Origin of the sequence: Dyadobacter sp. OTU695, from assembly GCF_038440355.1 — a bacterium.
In the GTDB taxonomy this organism is placed as follows: Bacteria; Bacteroidota; Bacteroidia; order Cytophagales; family Spirosomataceae; genus Dyadobacter.
Genome location: NZ_JASATN010000010.1, coordinates 135,888 through 152,792 on the forward strand (window position 1 = coordinate 135,888; position 16,905 = coordinate 152,792).

13 protein-coding genes are annotated in these 16,905 nt (G+C 49.8%); 7 read left to right on the plus strand and 6 right to left on the minus strand.

What is annotated here, in order from left to right; translation table 11 throughout:
* Positions 1-42: 42 nt before the first annotated feature.
* Positions 43-2,958, minus strand: coding sequence for a putative LPS assembly protein LptD (locus AAHB90_RS19140; RefSeq protein ID WP_342086804.1), 2,916 nt, complete (start codon positions 2,956-2,958; stop codon positions 43-45).
* 75 nt (positions 2,959-3,033) lie between these two features.
* Here AAHB90_RS19140 and AAHB90_RS19145 point away from each other — a divergent pair, with 75 nt between their 5' ends.
* The 4 genes from AAHB90_RS19145 (at position 3,034) to AAHB90_RS19160 (ending at position 7,563) form a co-directional block, all read left to right on the plus strand.
* The gene (locus AAHB90_RS19145; protein WP_342086805.1) at positions 3,034-3,831 is read left to right on the plus strand and encodes an N-acetylmuramoyl-L-alanine amidase family protein; all 798 of its coding nucleotides are present in this window, start codon (positions 3,034-3,036) and stop codon (positions 3,829-3,831) included.
* Positions 3,832-3,969: 138 nt separating this feature from the next.
* Positions 3,970-4,935, plus strand: a complete 966-nt coding sequence (locus AAHB90_RS19150; protein WP_342086806.1) for an MlaD family protein — start codon at positions 3,970-3,972, stop codon at positions 4,933-4,935.
* A 105-nt stretch (positions 4,936-5,040) separates the two neighbouring features.
* Positions 5,041-6,654, plus strand: a complete 1,614-nt coding sequence (locus tag AAHB90_RS19155) for an acyl-CoA carboxylase subunit beta (RefSeq protein WP_342086807.1) — start codon at positions 5,041-5,043, stop codon at positions 6,652-6,654.
* 24 nt (positions 6,655-6,678) lie between these two features.
* Positions 6,679-7,563 carry an NAD(P)-dependent oxidoreductase gene (locus tag AAHB90_RS19160; protein ID WP_342086808.1) on the plus strand — a complete coding sequence of 295 codons (885 nt, stop codon included), beginning with the start codon at positions 6,679-6,681 and terminating at the stop codon, positions 7,561-7,563.
* Between the two features lie 72 nt (positions 7,564-7,635).
* Here AAHB90_RS19160 and AAHB90_RS19165 read toward each other — a convergent pair whose 3' ends face one another.
* Together AAHB90_RS19165 and aroB are read right to left on the minus strand one after the other, a co-directional pair.
* Positions 7,636-8,211 carry a DUF4136 domain-containing protein gene (locus AAHB90_RS19165; RefSeq protein WP_342086809.1) on the minus strand — a complete coding sequence of 192 codons (576 nt, stop codon included), beginning with the start codon at positions 8,209-8,211 and terminating at the stop codon, positions 7,636-7,638.
* An 87-nt stretch (positions 8,212-8,298) separates the two neighbouring features.
* Positions 8,299-9,333 carry a 3-dehydroquinate synthase gene (gene aroB / locus AAHB90_RS19170; protein WP_342086810.1) on the minus strand — a complete coding sequence of 345 codons (1,035 nt, stop codon included), beginning with the start codon at positions 9,331-9,333 and terminating at the stop codon, positions 8,299-8,301.
* A gap of 281 nt (positions 9,334-9,614) precedes the next feature.
* Between aroB and AAHB90_RS19175 the strand changes: the two genes are divergently transcribed.
* Positions 9,615-10,673: a VOC family protein gene (locus AAHB90_RS19175; RefSeq protein WP_342086811.1), complete on the plus strand. Its 1,059-nt coding sequence runs from the start codon at positions 9,615-9,617 to the stop codon at positions 10,671-10,673.
* 83 nt (positions 10,674-10,756) lie between these two features.
* Here the strand turns inward: AAHB90_RS19175 and AAHB90_RS19180 are convergent, their stop codons facing one another.
* A complete protein-coding gene (locus AAHB90_RS19180; protein WP_342086812.1) occupies positions 10,757-11,737 on the minus strand; it encodes a 1-acyl-sn-glycerol-3-phosphate acyltransferase in 981 nt (326 codons plus the stop codon).
* Between the two features lie 128 nt (positions 11,738-11,865).
* Between AAHB90_RS19180 and AAHB90_RS19185 the strand changes: the two genes are divergently transcribed.
* A complete protein-coding gene (locus AAHB90_RS19185; RefSeq protein ID WP_342086813.1) occupies positions 11,866-12,906 on the plus strand; it encodes a hypothetical protein in 1,041 nt (346 codons plus the stop codon).
* Between the two features lie 38 nt (positions 12,907-12,944).
* Positions 12,945-13,793 (plus strand): TIGR01459 family HAD-type hydrolase, encoded by an 849-nt coding sequence (locus AAHB90_RS19190; protein WP_342086814.1) that lies wholly within the window; start codon positions 12,945-12,947, stop codon positions 13,791-13,793.
* A gap of 3 nt (positions 13,794-13,796) precedes the next feature.
* Here the strand turns inward: AAHB90_RS19190 and AAHB90_RS19195 are convergent, their stop codons facing one another.
* Both AAHB90_RS19195 and AAHB90_RS19200 read right to left on the minus strand, forming a co-directional pair.
* On the minus strand, positions 13,797-16,454 hold the full coding sequence (locus tag AAHB90_RS19195; protein WP_342086815.1) for an ABC transporter permease: 2,658 nt from the start codon (positions 16,452-16,454) through the stop codon (positions 13,797-13,799).
* Entirely contained in the window at positions 16,451-16,786 is a 336-nt protein-coding gene (locus AAHB90_RS19200) for a PadR family transcriptional regulator (protein WP_342086816.1), read from the minus strand. Before AAHB90_RS19200 ends, AAHB90_RS19195 begins: the two co-directional genes overlap by 4 nt.
* Positions 16,787-16,905: the final 119 nt, after the last annotated feature.

A 16,905-nucleotide genomic window follows, 5' to 3' on the forward strand; every position in this document is an offset into this window, starting at 1 on the left:
CGTTCCAGTGGGACGGCCATTTTTGTTAATACAAAATCCTGATTAATAAGCTGATCTGTCGTAGAATGACCGGCGGCGGGTCACTTTCAGATCTTGCAGGATCGCCGACTTCACTTTCAATGTGAAACTGTAATTGCTCGCACGCGCGGCGCTACCGGCGAATGGCGTCCAGTTGAAGCTCATATCCCAGCAATGCAGGTCGCGCATAATGCCCAGCTGCGTGATGGTTGGCTCGAACGCGACGAAGTCGAAACCGGTACTGAGGGTCAGTTTCAGGTTTTTGGACAAGCTGAGGTCGCCCGTTGCCTGAATGGCCTGGATAATCTGCGCTTTCGACAACCCCGGTTTAGTAAGCCCGAAGTTGTAGTTCAGGGACACACTCCAGGGGATATTGAAATCCACGTACAAGTCGGGGTTTTGTGCGATAAACTCCTTGGCCTGCTGTTTGGCCTCGGCATCAGGATCGTTGGGATTGGTGGTTTGCGGAGTGGTAGTATTGTTTTTGGAACTACTGTTTTTCGGCGAGAAGCTCGTTCCCAGCGTAAACCCGAGGTTTTGCAAATTGGCAAGCCCCTGGCCTTGAGTAATCGCATATTTGTTGATCTTCGTGCCCATCTGGTTTCCGGTGATATTCGGATTGGCCTGGTAGGCGTACGGATCGAGGTTCATGTTAAAGTTCAGGTTCAGGTTCCGGCCGATCCGCGCGTTGGCATTGATGGTAATGTTGGATAAATTCAATGAATCCGCCAGCAGGTTGTAGCTTCCCCCCAAACTCAGGTTGTCAAGCAGCGACACCTTCTCGAACTGCTGGGCGGCCGTATCGCTCTTGGTTTTTAGCTTCATTTCAAAAGAGTTGTTCAAACTGAATGAAATGACACTCGACGCCCGCCCGTTACCCACGCCCGATCCTACCCCGCGGAACTTGGAGAGCGAAAGATCACGCACATTGCCTTTCTTGTCCGTCACCTGTATCCTGTCATAAAAACCGAATGCCTCGCCGGTAAAATCCGGCGTATAGGTAAACGACACCGAAGGTATCACCGTATGACGGATGGCTTCCAGCCGCCTGCCGCCGAAGAAGAATGTTCCGTAAAAGCGCGTGTTCATCCCCGCCCCGAAATTGTAGGAGTATTCTGTCCCTACCTTTCGCAGCGTATCGATGCGGATCGAATCGCGGCCGGTTTGCGTATAACGGTATTGCTTCGTGAACACTTCCCCCGACAGCGACACGCTGGGTGTAATATTCACAAAACGCAGCACCTTGAAGTTCGGCAGGGAGATGGGCAGGCTGTATCGACCGGTAAATTGCGCGTCTTTAAGCATTTCCGGCAGATTGCTCAGGTTAAATGCCACAATCTTGGTTTTTTTGAGCCGGGTGGTATCGATCTTGGCATCGGTTATCACAAAGCCAAGACTGCTATATGACGTATCAACGGCCGTCAATGCATTAGCCAACGCGTAGTTACCGCTAAAATCAAGGCCCAGACGGAAGCTCTCATACCAGCGTCCGCGACCACCTTTCAATGCAAAAGGGGCGATCTGGTTTACGCCAAAGCTAAAATCCGTAGAAACGTTGGTCTTACCGTTTTCACGTCGTTGCGTTGTCGGGTTAATCTGCCCGAAGTTTTGGTTCACGCGCAACGATCCCGCCGCACGCATATACTGTCCGAAAGTACGGTTGTACTGCACCGAAGAACTGGCAACGTTGGACGTATATTTGTTTACATTAAATTCCTGTTGCTGGTTGTAAGTGTTACTGCTGACATTTACGTTCGCCGAAAACTGGGAATTTCCACGAGGTTTCGGAGCGTGTGACCAGAGAATGCTGAAATCGTTGGTATTACCACGCCCCAGCAACTTGTCGAGCTCATCGCTGGATTTGTTTCTATTGAAGCGCAAAGACAGGTTCCCTGAATATTGGTAGCGTCTGATATATGTCGACATCAAACCAAGTCCCCAGCTTCCATTGGAGTAGATCTGGCCTTGCACGGTCGCATTCACGTACTCGCTGATCGCAAAATAGTAGCCGCCGTCACGCAGGTAGAAACCCCGGCCGTTCGGCTCCTCGCCATAAGTAGGGATGATGATACCGCTTGTACCGTTCTCTTTCTTTTTAGGAAACGGAAAAAAACCGAAAGGCAATGCGATAGGCAATGGTACATCGCTGATCACCAGGTTGAACGGCCCGGATATCACCTGTTTTTTGTTCACCATCTTGATCTTCGGCGCATTGATGTAATAGTGCGGGTGGGTCAGGTTACAGGTCGTATACATGGAATGGCGGATATAAAAATTACCTTCCGTATCCTTTTTAACCTTTTCACCGCGGATGTTACCATCACCCTCCTGGGTCACGATACCCTGGATCAGCGCCTTTTTAGACTTGAAATTGTATCGGATTTCCTTCGTATTGTAAGTTTCCGGCCCATCCTGGAAGATCGGCTCCCCGGCCATTTTCTTGGCCGTTGAATCATAAGTCCCGATCGCGTAAACCTCGTTGGTAACCCAATTGAGACGGATATAATTGGCTTTCAGATTGATCGTCCCATAGGTTACTTCCGCATTTCCATACAAATGCACCTGCTTTAAAACCGCGTCCATGATCGTAGAATCTTCCGACGTATATTGGACGGTATTCTCGAGGTCATCGGGATTTTTGAGGGAATCAGCGACTGTAGAATCCGCTAATGCATTGTTAGCGAGCGTACTATCCGCATTTACACCGCCTCTTGGAACGGACGTACCTGACTGGCCGGCACGGGAAGTATCCGCACCTGCTTGCTTTTGCACTGTAAGAAGGGAATCCGCTGATTGCTTTGCAGAAGTCGAACTTTTAAGCTTACCCTGATTTTTCCCGGAACCCTTGGAGCGTTGCTGCACACATGCCACAGTGCTGAACAGGAGAAACGCCACAACTACCGACGATATAATAATCGCCTTTCTTTTCAGTTCTAACAATTAGCGTATTTTTGCATAACGAATTTCAAAATTAGCAGAGAAACCCCTTTCGCGTAAGGCCCCAACTAAAAAATAATGTTAAAACTTCTTAAATTAGTAATTGTTACAAGTTTTTTGCTGGCGAGCGTCGCCTTTGTTTTTCAGCAAGAACCGGTTACTGTGAAGTCAGGGAGCAAGGTTAATACGGTCGTAATCGACGCCGGCCACGGCGGTAAAGACCCGGGTACCAGAGGCAAATATACAAAGGAAAAAGACGTAGCACTGGCCGTCGCCCTTGAGCTAGGCAAGAAGATCAAGGAGGAAACACCGGACGTCAAAGTGCTCTTTACACGCTCAACCGACGTCTTCATCGAATTGGGCGAGCGTTCCGCCTTCGCCAACCGCAACAATGCCGATCTTTTCATTTCCATTCATTGCAATGCGACACCCCGTTCCAGAAGTGTGAGGGGCACGGAAACCTTTGTGATGGGTTTGCACAAAACCGAAGGTAACCTAGAAGTAGCCAAACGCGAGAACTCGGTAATTTTACAGGAAACTAATTACAAGCAAAAATACAAAGGTTTCGACCCGGATTCGCCCCTGGCGCACATCATGCTCGCCAATTACCAAAGTGCATTCATTTCCAGTAGCTTACGTCTGGCCGATCTGATAGAAAAGAAATTTCAGTCCATCTCTGAGCGCGATAGCCGCGGTGTAAAACAAGCCGGATTCCTCGTCCTGTGGCGTTGTGCAATGCCTAGTGTGCTTATCGAAACGGGCTTCCTTTCATCTCCCGACGAAGAAGAATACCTGAGCTCCGAAGCCGGACAAGAGGAAGTCGCCAAATGCATTCACTCGGCATTTATGGCGTACAAAAAAGATATGGACCGCTAACTCATCGGTCACATATTGCTTTGATTTCTCAAAACAATTTTTGATACTTTGGTGTTAAACCTGAAAATCACTCGAATTAAGGCCATTTGAAAGTTTAATACTGCTTAGTCTGCTGCATGCAGGACAAACAATTAGTCCATGAAAATATCAAAAGAGGCAAAAGTCGGGGTTATGGCGCTGTTCGCCATTATTATGTTGTATTTCGGCTTTCACATCCTCAAAGGCTCCGACGTTTTTTCCAGAACTTATAAGTACTACATCGTTTACGACAATATCGACGGACTAACGGCTTCCAATCCCGTATTGCTGAATGGTTTGAACGTCGGACGTGTACAGGAAATCAAACTGCTCCAAAACCGCCAAAACCACTTGCTGGTGACCATCGATGTGCAAAAAGGCATCGTGATTCCCCAGGGAACAGGCGCGGTATTGGCCGACGGTGGTTTGCTTGGCGGCAAGGTTATTCACCTCTCCATGGGCACTGGCGCTCCGATGAAGGACGGTGATACGCTCATGGCCAAGAAAGAGTCGGGCATCTCCGCTGTTTTGCAGGAAAAAGCACTGCCCCTCGTTTCTCACGCCGATTCGCTTATTAAAAACCTCGACCTCGTCGTAGGCGGTTTTCAGGAAACGGGATTGATCCTCAACCAGGTTCTGAAAAACTATAACCAGACGGGCACCAGCCTGCAAGGCTTGCTGAATGAGAATCGCACCAACCTGCTTGCGATGACCTCAAATCTCAATAAGCTGACAACTTCCCTTGTTGAAACTGAAAAGGAATTGAAACCATTGCTTGCCAAAACCGGCAGCCTCGCCGATTCCCTGAATGCATTGCGCCTCGGTGAGACGGTAACAAGTGCAAGAAAAACCATTGAGGAGCTGCACACATTGCTCGCAAGCGTGGAATCCGGCAAAGGAACGGCCGGAAAACTGGTGAAGGATGAAACATTGTATAATAATCTCAACCGGACGATGATAAGCATGAACAAGCTGCTTACCAACTTCCGCGAACATCCGAAACGTTATATCAATGTGTCTGTATTTGGTAAAAAAGACAAAGGCCCGGCCGAATCGCCGCTGGATACCGCCACTACGATTAAATAGGGCCTCGCATTCTTAAATAAATATGAAAGTCGTTTGCTTACCGGTGAACGACTTTTTACATTTGAAATAAGCCCATTTCAATTACTCACACCATTCTTCATCATCATGACCAGCCAGGAAAGCCTACCACATCTCATCCAGATCCTGAACCAGAAATACGAGCAGGTAAAGCTCGGCGGAGGCAAGAAAAAAATCGAAGCACAGCACCAGAAAGGCAAACTTACCGCCCGGGAAAGGATCGATTACCTGATCGATACGGGCTCCGATTTCCTTGAAATAGGCGCATTCGTGGGCGACGGAATGTATGAGGATGAAGGCGGCTGCCCGTCGGGCGGCGTGGTAGTGGGTATTGGCTATGTTGCCGGAAAGCAATGCATGATCGTCGCGAACGACGCCACGGTGAAAGCCGGCGCCTGGTTCCCGATTGCGGCCAAGAAAAATCTTCGGGCGCAGGAAATCGCAATGGAAAACCGGCTGCCCGTCATTTACCTCGTCGACAGCGCCGGCGTGTATTTGCCGATGCAGGCAGAGGTCTTTGCCGATAAGGAACATTTCGGACGTATTTTCAGGAATAACGCCCAAATGTCAGCCATGGGCATCGTGCAGATTTCAGCGATTATGGGCTCGTGCGTCGCGGGCGGGGCCTATTTACCGATCATGTCCGACGAGGCGCTCATTGTCGAAGGGACCGGTTCTGTTTTCCTGGCGGGTCCCTATTTGGTCAAATCATCCATCGGCGAAGATATCGACGCGGAATCGCTGGGAGGAGCCGCTATGCATTGCGAAATCTCCGGCGTGACCGACAACAAGTTTCCCGACGATAAATCGTGCCTCGACGCCATCAAAAGGCATATCGATAAAATAGGCAAGCCATTATCCGCGGGCTTCGATCACAAACCCGCCCAGCAGCCCCTGCGCCAGCCGGAGGAAATCTACAATCTCCTCCCCACCGACCGGCTGAAACCCTACGATGTGCTGCCCATTCTGGAATGCATTGTGGATAACTCCGAGCTCGACGAATACAAACCCGATTACGGTAAAACCCTCATCTGTGCCTACGCGCGTGTGGGCGGCTGGGCCGTGGGCATTGTTGCCAATCAGCGTAAAATGGTCAAATCCGGGAAAGGGGAGATGCAGATGGGCGGGGTGATCTATGCCGAAGCCGCCGATAAAGCAGCCCGTTTTATCATGAATTGCAACCAGAAAAAGATCCCGCTCGTGTTTTTCCATGATGTTACCGGCTTTATGGTGGGCAGCAGGGCGGAACAGGGCGGCATTATCAAGGACGGGGCGAAGATGGTGAATGCCGTGGCCAATTCGGTAGTACCCAAGTTTACATTCATTATCGGCAATTCCTATGGTGCCGGCAATTACGCTATGTGCGGCAAAGCCTACGATCCACGGCTGATATTCGCCTGGCCTACTGCCCAAATGGCCGTCATGAGCGGCGCTACGGCAGCCCGGACCTTGCTGCAAGTGCAAACAGCCACCTTGAAAGCCAAAGGCGAAACGATCACGCCCGAGGCCGAGAAGGAATTGTTGAAACAAATCACAGACCGCTACAACGAAGAATTATCCCCTTACTACGCCGCCGCACGCCTTTGGGTCGATGGCATTATCGATCCCGTGGAAACGCGACGCATCATTTCGGCAGGCGTGAAGGCCGCCGACCAGGCGCCTATTGAAAAACCTTTCAATGTGGGCGTCATTCAAGTTTGATTTTCACTATCTAAACCTATCATTATGTCTGAAAAAATAGCGTTTCTCGGACTCGGGAACCTTGGAACTCCTATCGCTGAAAGTCTGCTCGAAGCGGGTTATGAACTTGTCATCTGGAACCGGACTGCCTCCAAGGCCGAGCCATTAACCAAACTGGGCGCAACGGTTGTGGAAGATCCGATCGATGCCATTACCAACGGCGGCCTCGTATTTTCGGTACTCGCCGACGATGCGGCTGTGGAGGAAATATTTTCGATGGAACTCGTTGAAAAACTGGGAAAAGACGGCGTACACATTTCGATGAGCACCATTTCGCCGGAAACCTCGCGCCAGCTCGCGCAGGTACACGAGTGGTATGGCGCGCATTACGTGGCCGCGCCCATATTCGCCCGCCCGGAAGCCGTGCGCGCGAAGGTAGGGAACATCTGTCTGTCAGGTAACGCGGCTGCCAAAGAGCGCATTAAACCCATCGTGCAGAGCTTCGTAAGAGGCGTTTTTGATTTCGGGGATGATCCGGGCGCAGCGAACGTGATCAAGCTGGCCGGTAACTTCATGATCGCGTGCAGCCTCGAAATGATGGGGGAGGCATTCACCATGGCGGAGAAAAGCGGTATTTCACGACAAAGCATTTATGAAATGCTCACATCAACATTGTTTGCCGCACCGATTTTCCAGAATTACGGAAAGCTCGTCGCCAGCAACACCTACGAGCCCGTTGCATTCCGCTTTCCACTGGGTTTGAAAGACATTAACCTGATACTCCAAACCGCTTCCGATGTGAATGCGCCGATGCCTTTTGCCGATATTATCAAAAACCGGTTCATTTCCGGTCTGGCCAAAGGTCGCGAAAACCTCGACTGGGGTGCATTGGCACTGGGAGCGTCCGACGATGCCGGACTGAAACCCTGATTAAATAAAATACCGATTCCGCGTGTCCCTGACAAAGAGCGCGCGGAATCGGCATTCAAATATGAAAAGTAGTTAACGTCCTACCTGCTCGCTGTACCGCCGCGGGTCATACCCTTTGGCAAATAGCGGATACTGGTCGAAAATGCGCCTTACTACGCTCCGGTAATGGTTATTGGAACTTTCCGTCCCTTTGAATATCCCCGAAGCATAACCTCTCCAAACCACCTGGTCACTTTCCGCGTCGATGAGCGAAACGATCAGCGTGCCCTTGTCGAGCGCGTATTTGATCGGCTCGTAGCGGAAGCCCTCATTCTCGGTATCCACCCAGTTCTTGATCACCGGCTGCATATAGCCCTGGTAACGCAGGTTATCGTAGAAAATACCATAGTTCACCAGCAGCGTCGGCTTTTCGGCAGTGAGCTTGTAGCCCCTTACCTGCATCTGGCGACGGATCGCCTCATAAATTTCGGTGCAAAGATTGTTGGTATCCCTCTCACATTCCAGAAACGTATATGAAGAGTAATCTTTAAAATTGGTTTCGTAGCTGTAATCATGCTCCACAAACACTTTCCGGCCACTGGAACACCCTGCAATCACGACTACGAGCAGTAAAGCGACATAAATAGAAATAGACCTCAGCATAAGCATTTAAATTTGTCAGGTTGTGAATTAAAATATATCAAGAATGTATTCAATACTTCCTCACTACCAATAGCTTATGCCGAACCTATAAATCTATCCCAAATAATAAGCTATTGATCTGCGCATTTCAGCCGCTGTTACTACTATATCAAAGGCACATTGCCCGGCGCCACTCAGCAATGAAAACCTGATTTCTTTTCCTTTATTCTTTTTATCCTGCCTCGTCAGCGCGATAATCTGCTCCACATCTTCCGGTTTGATCTTCACCTTTCCATAAGTCGCAAACAGAAACTCCTCGATGTCCGTTAGCGTCTGCTGGTCGATCATTTTCCGCTCGAACGACAGGTACGCTTCCATGATCATACCCACTGCGATCGCTTCTCCGTGGAAAAGCCGCTGATTAGCGGGTTTATTCAAAAAGTATGTCTCCACCGCGTGGCCGAGCGTATGCCCAAAATTCAAAATCTTTCGCAAACCCTTTTCCGTCGGGTCCTGATCCACCACTTGCTGCTTGATCTTGACGGAATGTGCGATCAGGTCCGGCCAGTTTTGCTGTTCAAAATCCTTCGCCCGGATTTCCTCCCATTTAGCCCCGTCGGCGATCAGGCAATGCTTGATCACCTCTCCAAACCCCGACCGTATTTCACGCTCCGGCAATGTCTTTAAAAACACCGGGTCGATCAGCACGCTCTTAGGGATATTGAAAACGCCCAAATGATTTTTAAAACCCTGGAAATCAATCCCCAGCTTCCCTCCTACACTCGCATCCACTTGCGAAAGCAAGGTCGTCGGCACCTGAATAAAATCTATTCCACGCTTGTAAACCGCAGCGCAAAAACCACCCATGTCCCCGATCACCCCTCCGCCTACATTGATCACCAATGCGTGCCGGTCAAGCTCCTCCTTCGTCATGGCCTCCCAGATTTTTTCGCAGGTCGCCAATGTCTTGTGCGCCTCGCCACTGGGAACGGTTACAACACTATGTTTCGGTAAAAACGCCTTTAAAATGGGATAACAATGCCTTTTGGTGTTGTTATCGGCTATTACTACGATTTTTGAATACTGTTTTGAACTCAAAAAATCCGGTAAGCTCTCGCCTATCGGTGCAATTACAACTGACTGGTTCATTCTAGACTATCATTGAGACGGGCTCATCTACAGATACGATGAGTGCAACCAAATGGATGCGTTGATTTCCAGTATTTTGAAATAAAATTTTGGAAAACCAATTTAAAGATAGCAATTATTATGCTTATCAAATAATCATTTACTTTTTGTATCCTGAGAAATTTTTCCACAGGTCGCATTTCCACTACAAACACCTGTGCCAGGGCTCGTTTGCTTTTTATTTCGTAAAATTGCCGCTTCTTAAAGATTATCCACCTTTATCTTCATACAATCGCAATAAAATGAGTGCTCCGCTGATCTCTGGAATTCAACAGGTAGGAATTGGTTGCCAGAACGTGCCCGAAACCTGGAAATGGTACCGGCAGGTCCTGGGTTTCGATGTACCCGTATTCGACGAAAAAGCGGAAGCCCCGCTCATGACGCCCTATACCGGCGGCAAGGTCCATTCACGACAGGCTGCCCTGGCCATCAATATGGCAGGTGGCGGGGGGCTCGAAATATGGTCGTTCACAAGCCGCCAATCGCAGCCCGCTAATTTTAAAGTCGAAATCGGCGACCTTGGCATTAATGCTATCCGTTTCAAGGCTCCCGATGTGAAAAAGGCGCATGAATGGGTGAAAAGCCATTCCAAAGAAGCGACCGGCCCGCTTGTGAAACTGCCCGAAGGTGAAGGCTTCTGGGGAACCGATCCCTACGGAAACACGTTCCAGATTACCAGCGACGCTACCTGGTTTCAAACCAAAGGCAAAACAGTAGGCGGCGTCGCCGGCGTGGTGATCGGCGTTTCCGACATCGATAAGGCAGTGGTTTTTTACCAGAACCTGCTGCAACCGCTTAATATCGTGTACGATAAAACCGACGTTTTCGAGGATTTGCCGACTTCCATTCCGGGCCAGCGCTTCCGCAGAATGCTCCTGCGCAAAAGCTTCACACCCGACGGCGCATTCAGCCGCCTGCTCGGCGATGTGCAGATCGAGCTCGTGCAAGCCCTCGACCGCACGCCTAAAAAGATATTCGAAAACCGCTACTGGGGTGATTGCGGCTACATCCACTTATGTTTCGACACACTGGATATGGACACTTTGAAAACCAAACTCCAGGCGCAAGGTTACCCATTCACCGTCGACAGTGAGAGCTCGTTCGGCATGGAAAACGCCGCCGGCCGTTTCGCCTACCTCGAAGACCCGGACGGCACATTGATCGAGCTCGTAGAAACGCATAAGGTGCCTATTTTGAAAAAGATCGGCTGGTTTATGGATTTGCAGAAGCGCGGGCTCAGAAAGCCGTTGCCCAATTGGATGTTAAAGGCGATGGGGCTGGGGAAGGTGAAAGATAAATAGTACAATCCTGAACTACTTTAAATACAATTTGTCAGAATTAACCATGTAAATCTGCAAGTTAAGTGCAAATTTGCATGGTTAATTCAATATTTACTCCCCGCCCAGGCCAGCAACGGCAACCCTACAAAAACTCCGAGCCCAACCTGCCAGCCTGTAAATACAGCTGCGATAATCGCAAGCAACACAACGATCACCGGATAGAGATACAGCAGCATTCCGAACAGAACCGAATCATAAAAAACCGATCTGGCAGTCAGTTTTGCGGCCTTATTTTCAAAAAACGAATATAACGGCAGGTGAATCATGCGGCCGATCCAGCCGATTGCCCCTAGTAATGGGTTCTTATTTTTCCCTGAGGGCGCGCATTTGTCGAAAAATTCGCTCAGTTGCCGCTCGCGTTCCGCTTTGGGTGCTTCGTCCGCGATCGTGAGGATCTCCGCATTCATTTTGCGGTCGAGAATGTCGTTAAATTCCCGAAGCCATTTTTCATATTCCTGCGGACTGGTTTGAATGTCGTCGGCGGCAATGGCCTCTCCGAAGTTGAGCGAAACGCGCTTGCCCGGGCCGCGGAAATTTTCATAGTTCAGGCCGGTAGGGATTACTTTCATGCTTCGCAGTGCATCATCGCCGTACCATATTTTATAGGCCATCCGCGCGGTACCTTTGCCGAGGGGGCGCAAGCGCCATTCGTTTACACAAATTCCTTCAGAGAATACCACCACGGCATCGCCCTTTTTCAATGCGTCGTGACTTTCCTGTGCAGTAACATCATGATTTTTAACATATTGCCTGCCTTCCGATCCACGGAAAACCGGGATCAGGTTAATTTGACGTAGCCAGAATGCAGCTGCTTTTTTGCGGAAAACATCCCCACGGGTGAGCGTATGGATGGGCTGTTCGAGCACGGAGCCGATCACCACCGCATCGAAAAAAGAATCGGGATGGTTGGAGGCCAGCAGCAGCGGAGACCCTTTGGGTAATTTATCGAAATTAACGACGCAAAGCTTTCTCAGATAAATAGGCAATGCCAGGCGGACCAGAAAGCGGGAGAAAAAGTAAAACAAAGTTTAAAAAGTAAGTTTTCGCAAAATTATGTGATTATTTTTTTATTCAATCCTAACGGCCAGGGTATTCTGCTCCGGCGAGTTTGCTACCTTTGGTGCCATCTGTAAAGCCTAATGCGAGATCAGGAATGCGTTTAAAAGATTATCCCGAAATTATCAGGAAGGCCTGGGCAGGGTTTGATAATTCGATCGGGGTCAAATTTGTAGAAGATATCAGTGCCAAAGTTTCAACCAACCACGTCTTCCGCGTCACGCTCGACAACGACGACAAGGTGGTTGCCAAGCTTTCCTATTTCGGTAAATACGAACATTTTAAGGAGGACCACCGGATCATCCAGGCCCTTTCCAATAACCTGCTTTATCCCTTCGAAAATGTGCTTGCGAAGTCGCTGGTGAAGAATAACCAGGTTTATACCTACCGTTACCAGGAGGATTTTGTGGATACCTGGGTCGTTTTTTATAACCCGATCCGGGCCATGAACCGGCTTCCGCGGCGGCTTGAAGAAGAGCATATCCGAAAGCTGGGTACCGAAACCGCGAAATTCCATCAGGCATGTTTCCGCGCGAGCCGGTCTATTCCAAAATCATCCAAAAACCTCCGTACCGACATTCAGCATCTGCTGGAAATCCTCGAAACCGATACCGGCCAGTACGAGCACCGCGGGTATATCAATATCCTCAAAAAGCAATGCGATATTTTCATGAAGAATATCCAGCGCCTCAACGTCAGCTCGTTCGACCTGATGCCTGTTTTTGTGGACTGGAACATCGGAAATTTCTCTGTTACCGACGATTTGAAGCTGTTTTCACGCTGGGATTACGACTGGTTCCGGGTATCGTCGCGGGTGATGGATTTCTATTTTTTCAGCCGGGTATGCTCCAATGTCGGCGACCGCACGGTTTTCAGCTATCTCATCGGGCCGTTGATGGAAGAGCGCTTTATGATTTTTTTGCAGGAATACCACAAAGTTTACCCGCTTACAGAGAATGAAGTACGCTTCATGAAAGAGGCTTACCGGTTTTTTATATTGAATTATGTGATCAAATACGGTAAATACTTTTTCCACCGCTCCTATTGCACCAAGTTGCAGCGCGAGGCTTATGAGCTTTATTTTCCGTCGATAGACGGTTTCGATGCCGACAAGATCCTCCGAGCCCTTAAAATCTAGCAACCTCCTAATTCAGTTCACTCCAAAGACACCAACCTATGGTACTCGATAATTTCAAATCTGTTATTTCAAAATATGATGTCATTTTCTTTGATGCATTTGGCGTACTCAAAACATATAACGGGCTGATCCCCGGTATCGAAAACACATTTGCCTACCTCCGCGAGCACGGGAAGGATTTTTATGTGGTTACCAACGACGCCTCACGAAGCCCCGAGCAGCTTGCTCAAAGTTATGTGAACCTCGGCATTGATGACGTGACACCCGACCGGATCATTTCCTCGGGCATGCTCGCACGCGAGTACCTGGAATTGAAAGTGAGAAAAGGAACTGTTGCCTACCTCGGAACCGAAAACTCTGCCCATTATATCGAAACCGCCGACCTCAAAACGCTCTCAATCCGGGAATTGGACCTCGCCAATGTCTCCGATATCAATGCATTGGTTTTTCTGGACGATGAAGGTTTCGATTGGAATACTGATTTAACCAAAACGCTCAACCTGCTCCGCAAGCGTAATATTCCCGTGATCGTTGCGAATACTGACAAGACCTACCCGGCATCTAAAAGCCGCGTATCATTCGCCATCGGGGCATTGGCCAAAATGATTGAAGATACCATCGGTCGACAGTTTATCCGCTTCGGTAAACCTGATCCGCAGATGTTTATTTTTGCATACCAACACATCAAAAACTACCCAAATGTGAGTAAAACGGAAATTCTGATGGTGGGCGACACCCTGAATACCGACATCCTGGGCGGCAACAAGTTCGGCCTCGACACCGCGCTCGTCCTCACCGGCAACACGCAGGCGGAAGATGCGGAGGTACGCATCCGTGCGACAGGCATTATCCCCACTTATATCAGCGTGTCGGCAGTGGTGGAATAACCCTCATTCGCTGCGCAGGCTCACGACCGGATTCCTCCGCGCTGCGCGGAGGGACTGGAAAGAGATTGTCAGCGCGGTGATCAGTACCACCGACCCGGCTGTAACGGCGAACACCCACCAGCCCAGTTCGATTTGACGGGGATACCTCTGAAGCCAGTTTTTCATCAGAAACCAACCCAGCGGTGCCGCGAGTAAAAACCCCGTCGCCAGCAAACGACCAAATTCCTTTCCAAAAATCCAAACCACCTGCTTTTCCGTAGCGCCCAGCACTTTCCTAACCCCGATTTCCTTCGACCGCGACGCTGCCATGAACGTTACCAGCCCATAAAGGCCCAGACAGCCTATTGCGATGGCGATGGCGGAAAAAACCTGGATCAGCCCCAGCAGGATATGCTCCGTAGCATAGTATTCGTTGATTTTGTCGTCCAGAAAACCCGCCTGATAGACGTTTTCGGGGAATAGCTTATTCCAGGCTTTTTCAATGCGCGGCAGCACTGGATGCAGGTCGGCACGTTGCAGTTTCACCGCGGCCATCGTGTAGGCTGGGGCCTCGTTCACAATCGCGGCGGGCTGCACGCCGGCGCTCAGCGGGTCCAGACTGAAATTCCCGACAACACCCACGATCGTCCGGTCACGGTCCCAAAGCCGTATACTTTTGTTGAGGATATCCTTTGGATTGGCAATACCGAGCTGTTTTAGCATAGTCTGGTTCACCAATGCTTCCCGACGGGTCGTATCGTCGGACCCCAAATTTCGGCCTGCAAGTAGTTTCAAGCCAAAAACCTCCACATAACGGCTGTCGCCAATCCGTACATTGACCGGAAATTTTTCCTGCTCATCCCTGTGGTTGAATGTGAACAGCTCGTCCGTTTTCATTTGCGACATGGGCGGTTCCGCGGCCAATGCGACCCGCTTTACCCCCGGCATCGCACTGAGTTCGTTGACCCAGGTACTCTGTCGCGCCAGATCATCGCCCGGCATTTTGACCATCAGGATATGGTCCTTATCAAATCCCGTTTCGGCGGTTTTCAGGTGCTTCACCTGGGCGGACATGACAATCACGCCGATAATAAAAAGCTGGGTAATAAAGAACTGCACTACCACAAGGCTTTTCCTCACCGAAAAACGGCCTGCCTTCTGATTCCCCGCTGCTCCTTTCAATGCAGTTACTGGATTAAAACGTGCCAGCACGACCGACGGATAGAACCCCGCCAGCAAAATGACGCCCAAAACCAATCCTCCAAACCACAGTATGCCGTTACCTTTCAGCAAATGCAGTACTGAAATATCCGCGCGGAGCATCCACAATGCCCGGTTAAGCATAGGAAAGCTCAATTGTGCCAATATCAGCGCTATTACGAACGCAGCTGCGCACAACAGCGCCGTTTCCAGCATAAACTGTCCGGTCAGCTGCGTTTTGGAGCTGCCCATTGTCTTGCGAACCCCCACCTCGCGCACCCTCCGTATTGCCTGCGCCGTCGAAAGGTTGATAAAATTCACACAGGCACCAATCACGAGAAATAACCCTACGACTATCAGCGCGTATAATATCGGGCGAGGCGCTGGTCCGTATCCGGGCATATGGAACATTTCGTTCAGCGCAATTGTCCTGAATTGATAGGTACGTGCCTCTTTTGCGCTGAAATGCTTGCGCGTAATCTCCGCGAAGCTATTTTCAAGCTGCGACAAGTGTGCCCCGTCCTTCAATGCCACCCAGCACATCGTATTGGGCGCACCCCAGGCCTGCAACATATCCGGCTCGCCCATCAATCCCGGCAACGTTGTATAAGAAACGAGCACATCGTACCGCAGCTGGGTATTGGACGGCGGGTTTTCAATGATCCCTGTGACTGTCAGATCGGCTTTGTTATCAAATCGGAGGGTTTTGCCGACGGCGTTTTCCGTACCAAAATATTTGACCGCATATTCCCGTGACAAAACCACCGTATTCGGCTCGCTCAATGCATTTTGAGGAGCATTGGATGCCCATCTCGTATCAAAAACTTTGAAATACTCAGGCTCCGTGAAACAGATATTCCTCGATTCTTCGAACTTCTTAGCCATGCGTCCCTTCCCATCCGGAATGCCCACGATGGTACCGAACAGGTTGTTGAGCCGCACGGCACTTTCCACGAAAGGGTATTCGTCCCGGAGAACTTGTCCCAATGGCCTGGGTGTTACATCGGTTGGCCGTGGCTGATCCGTCAGTACATCGGTAACGATCCAGTAAATACGGTCCGCTTTCGAATGGTACCGGTTAAAACTGAACAGGTAACCCACAAGGAGAAAAATCACCAGCCCGCTTGCCAGGCCGGCAGACAATCCGAGAATGCCCACCGTGCTGGTGGTGCGATTGCGCCAAATGTTACGCAAAGCGATTTTGAAGTAACTCGTGAACATAGCGGAAAAGAGGTTTCGGGTATTTGGTTTCGTATGATTTTTCAATGCTTTCGACCATCCTGCCCGCTCGAAACCAAACCGGAGGCGAATGAAGCCTATGACGTTCCAGATATAACGCCGGTCGGCTTCCTGCCGGCCAAATGCCGTAAGGTCGTTATCGTAACGCTCATAGAGATCGCCCTGGATCTCTTCCAGCAAATGAGGGGAACAGAGCAATTTGAGCAGGCCATCGGCCCAGCGGGGAGGACGGGGCGCTTTCATATGGTAGTTATTAAAACGCCTGGTAAAATAGCATCCCAGAGCTTGTTCCGCATTTCCTTGATTTCAGATAAAGTAACACCGCCAAGCGCTGTCACTACGAAGAGGCGCTTGCGTCTACCACCACGCTCGGCCGTAGCTTCCCCGAGGTGCGACACAAGCATGCCTTTTTCCTCTAACCGATGCAATGCCGCATGCACGGCGCTGATATTGGCGGAACGACCCGTCTGGCTTTCCAGCTCATCGGCAATCGCTACACCATAGGCCTTCTGATTGAGTACGGCCACGGTAAGCAATACCAATTCCTCAAATTCACCGAGATATGTGCGTTTCATACTTATATATTTCACTTTTGTAGATAAAATAATCATGCCAATCTTAAAGATACTTATATATCAATTATTTACATATTTATCTTCTTGAATTTTCGTCCGCAAATGGACATAGATTGCGC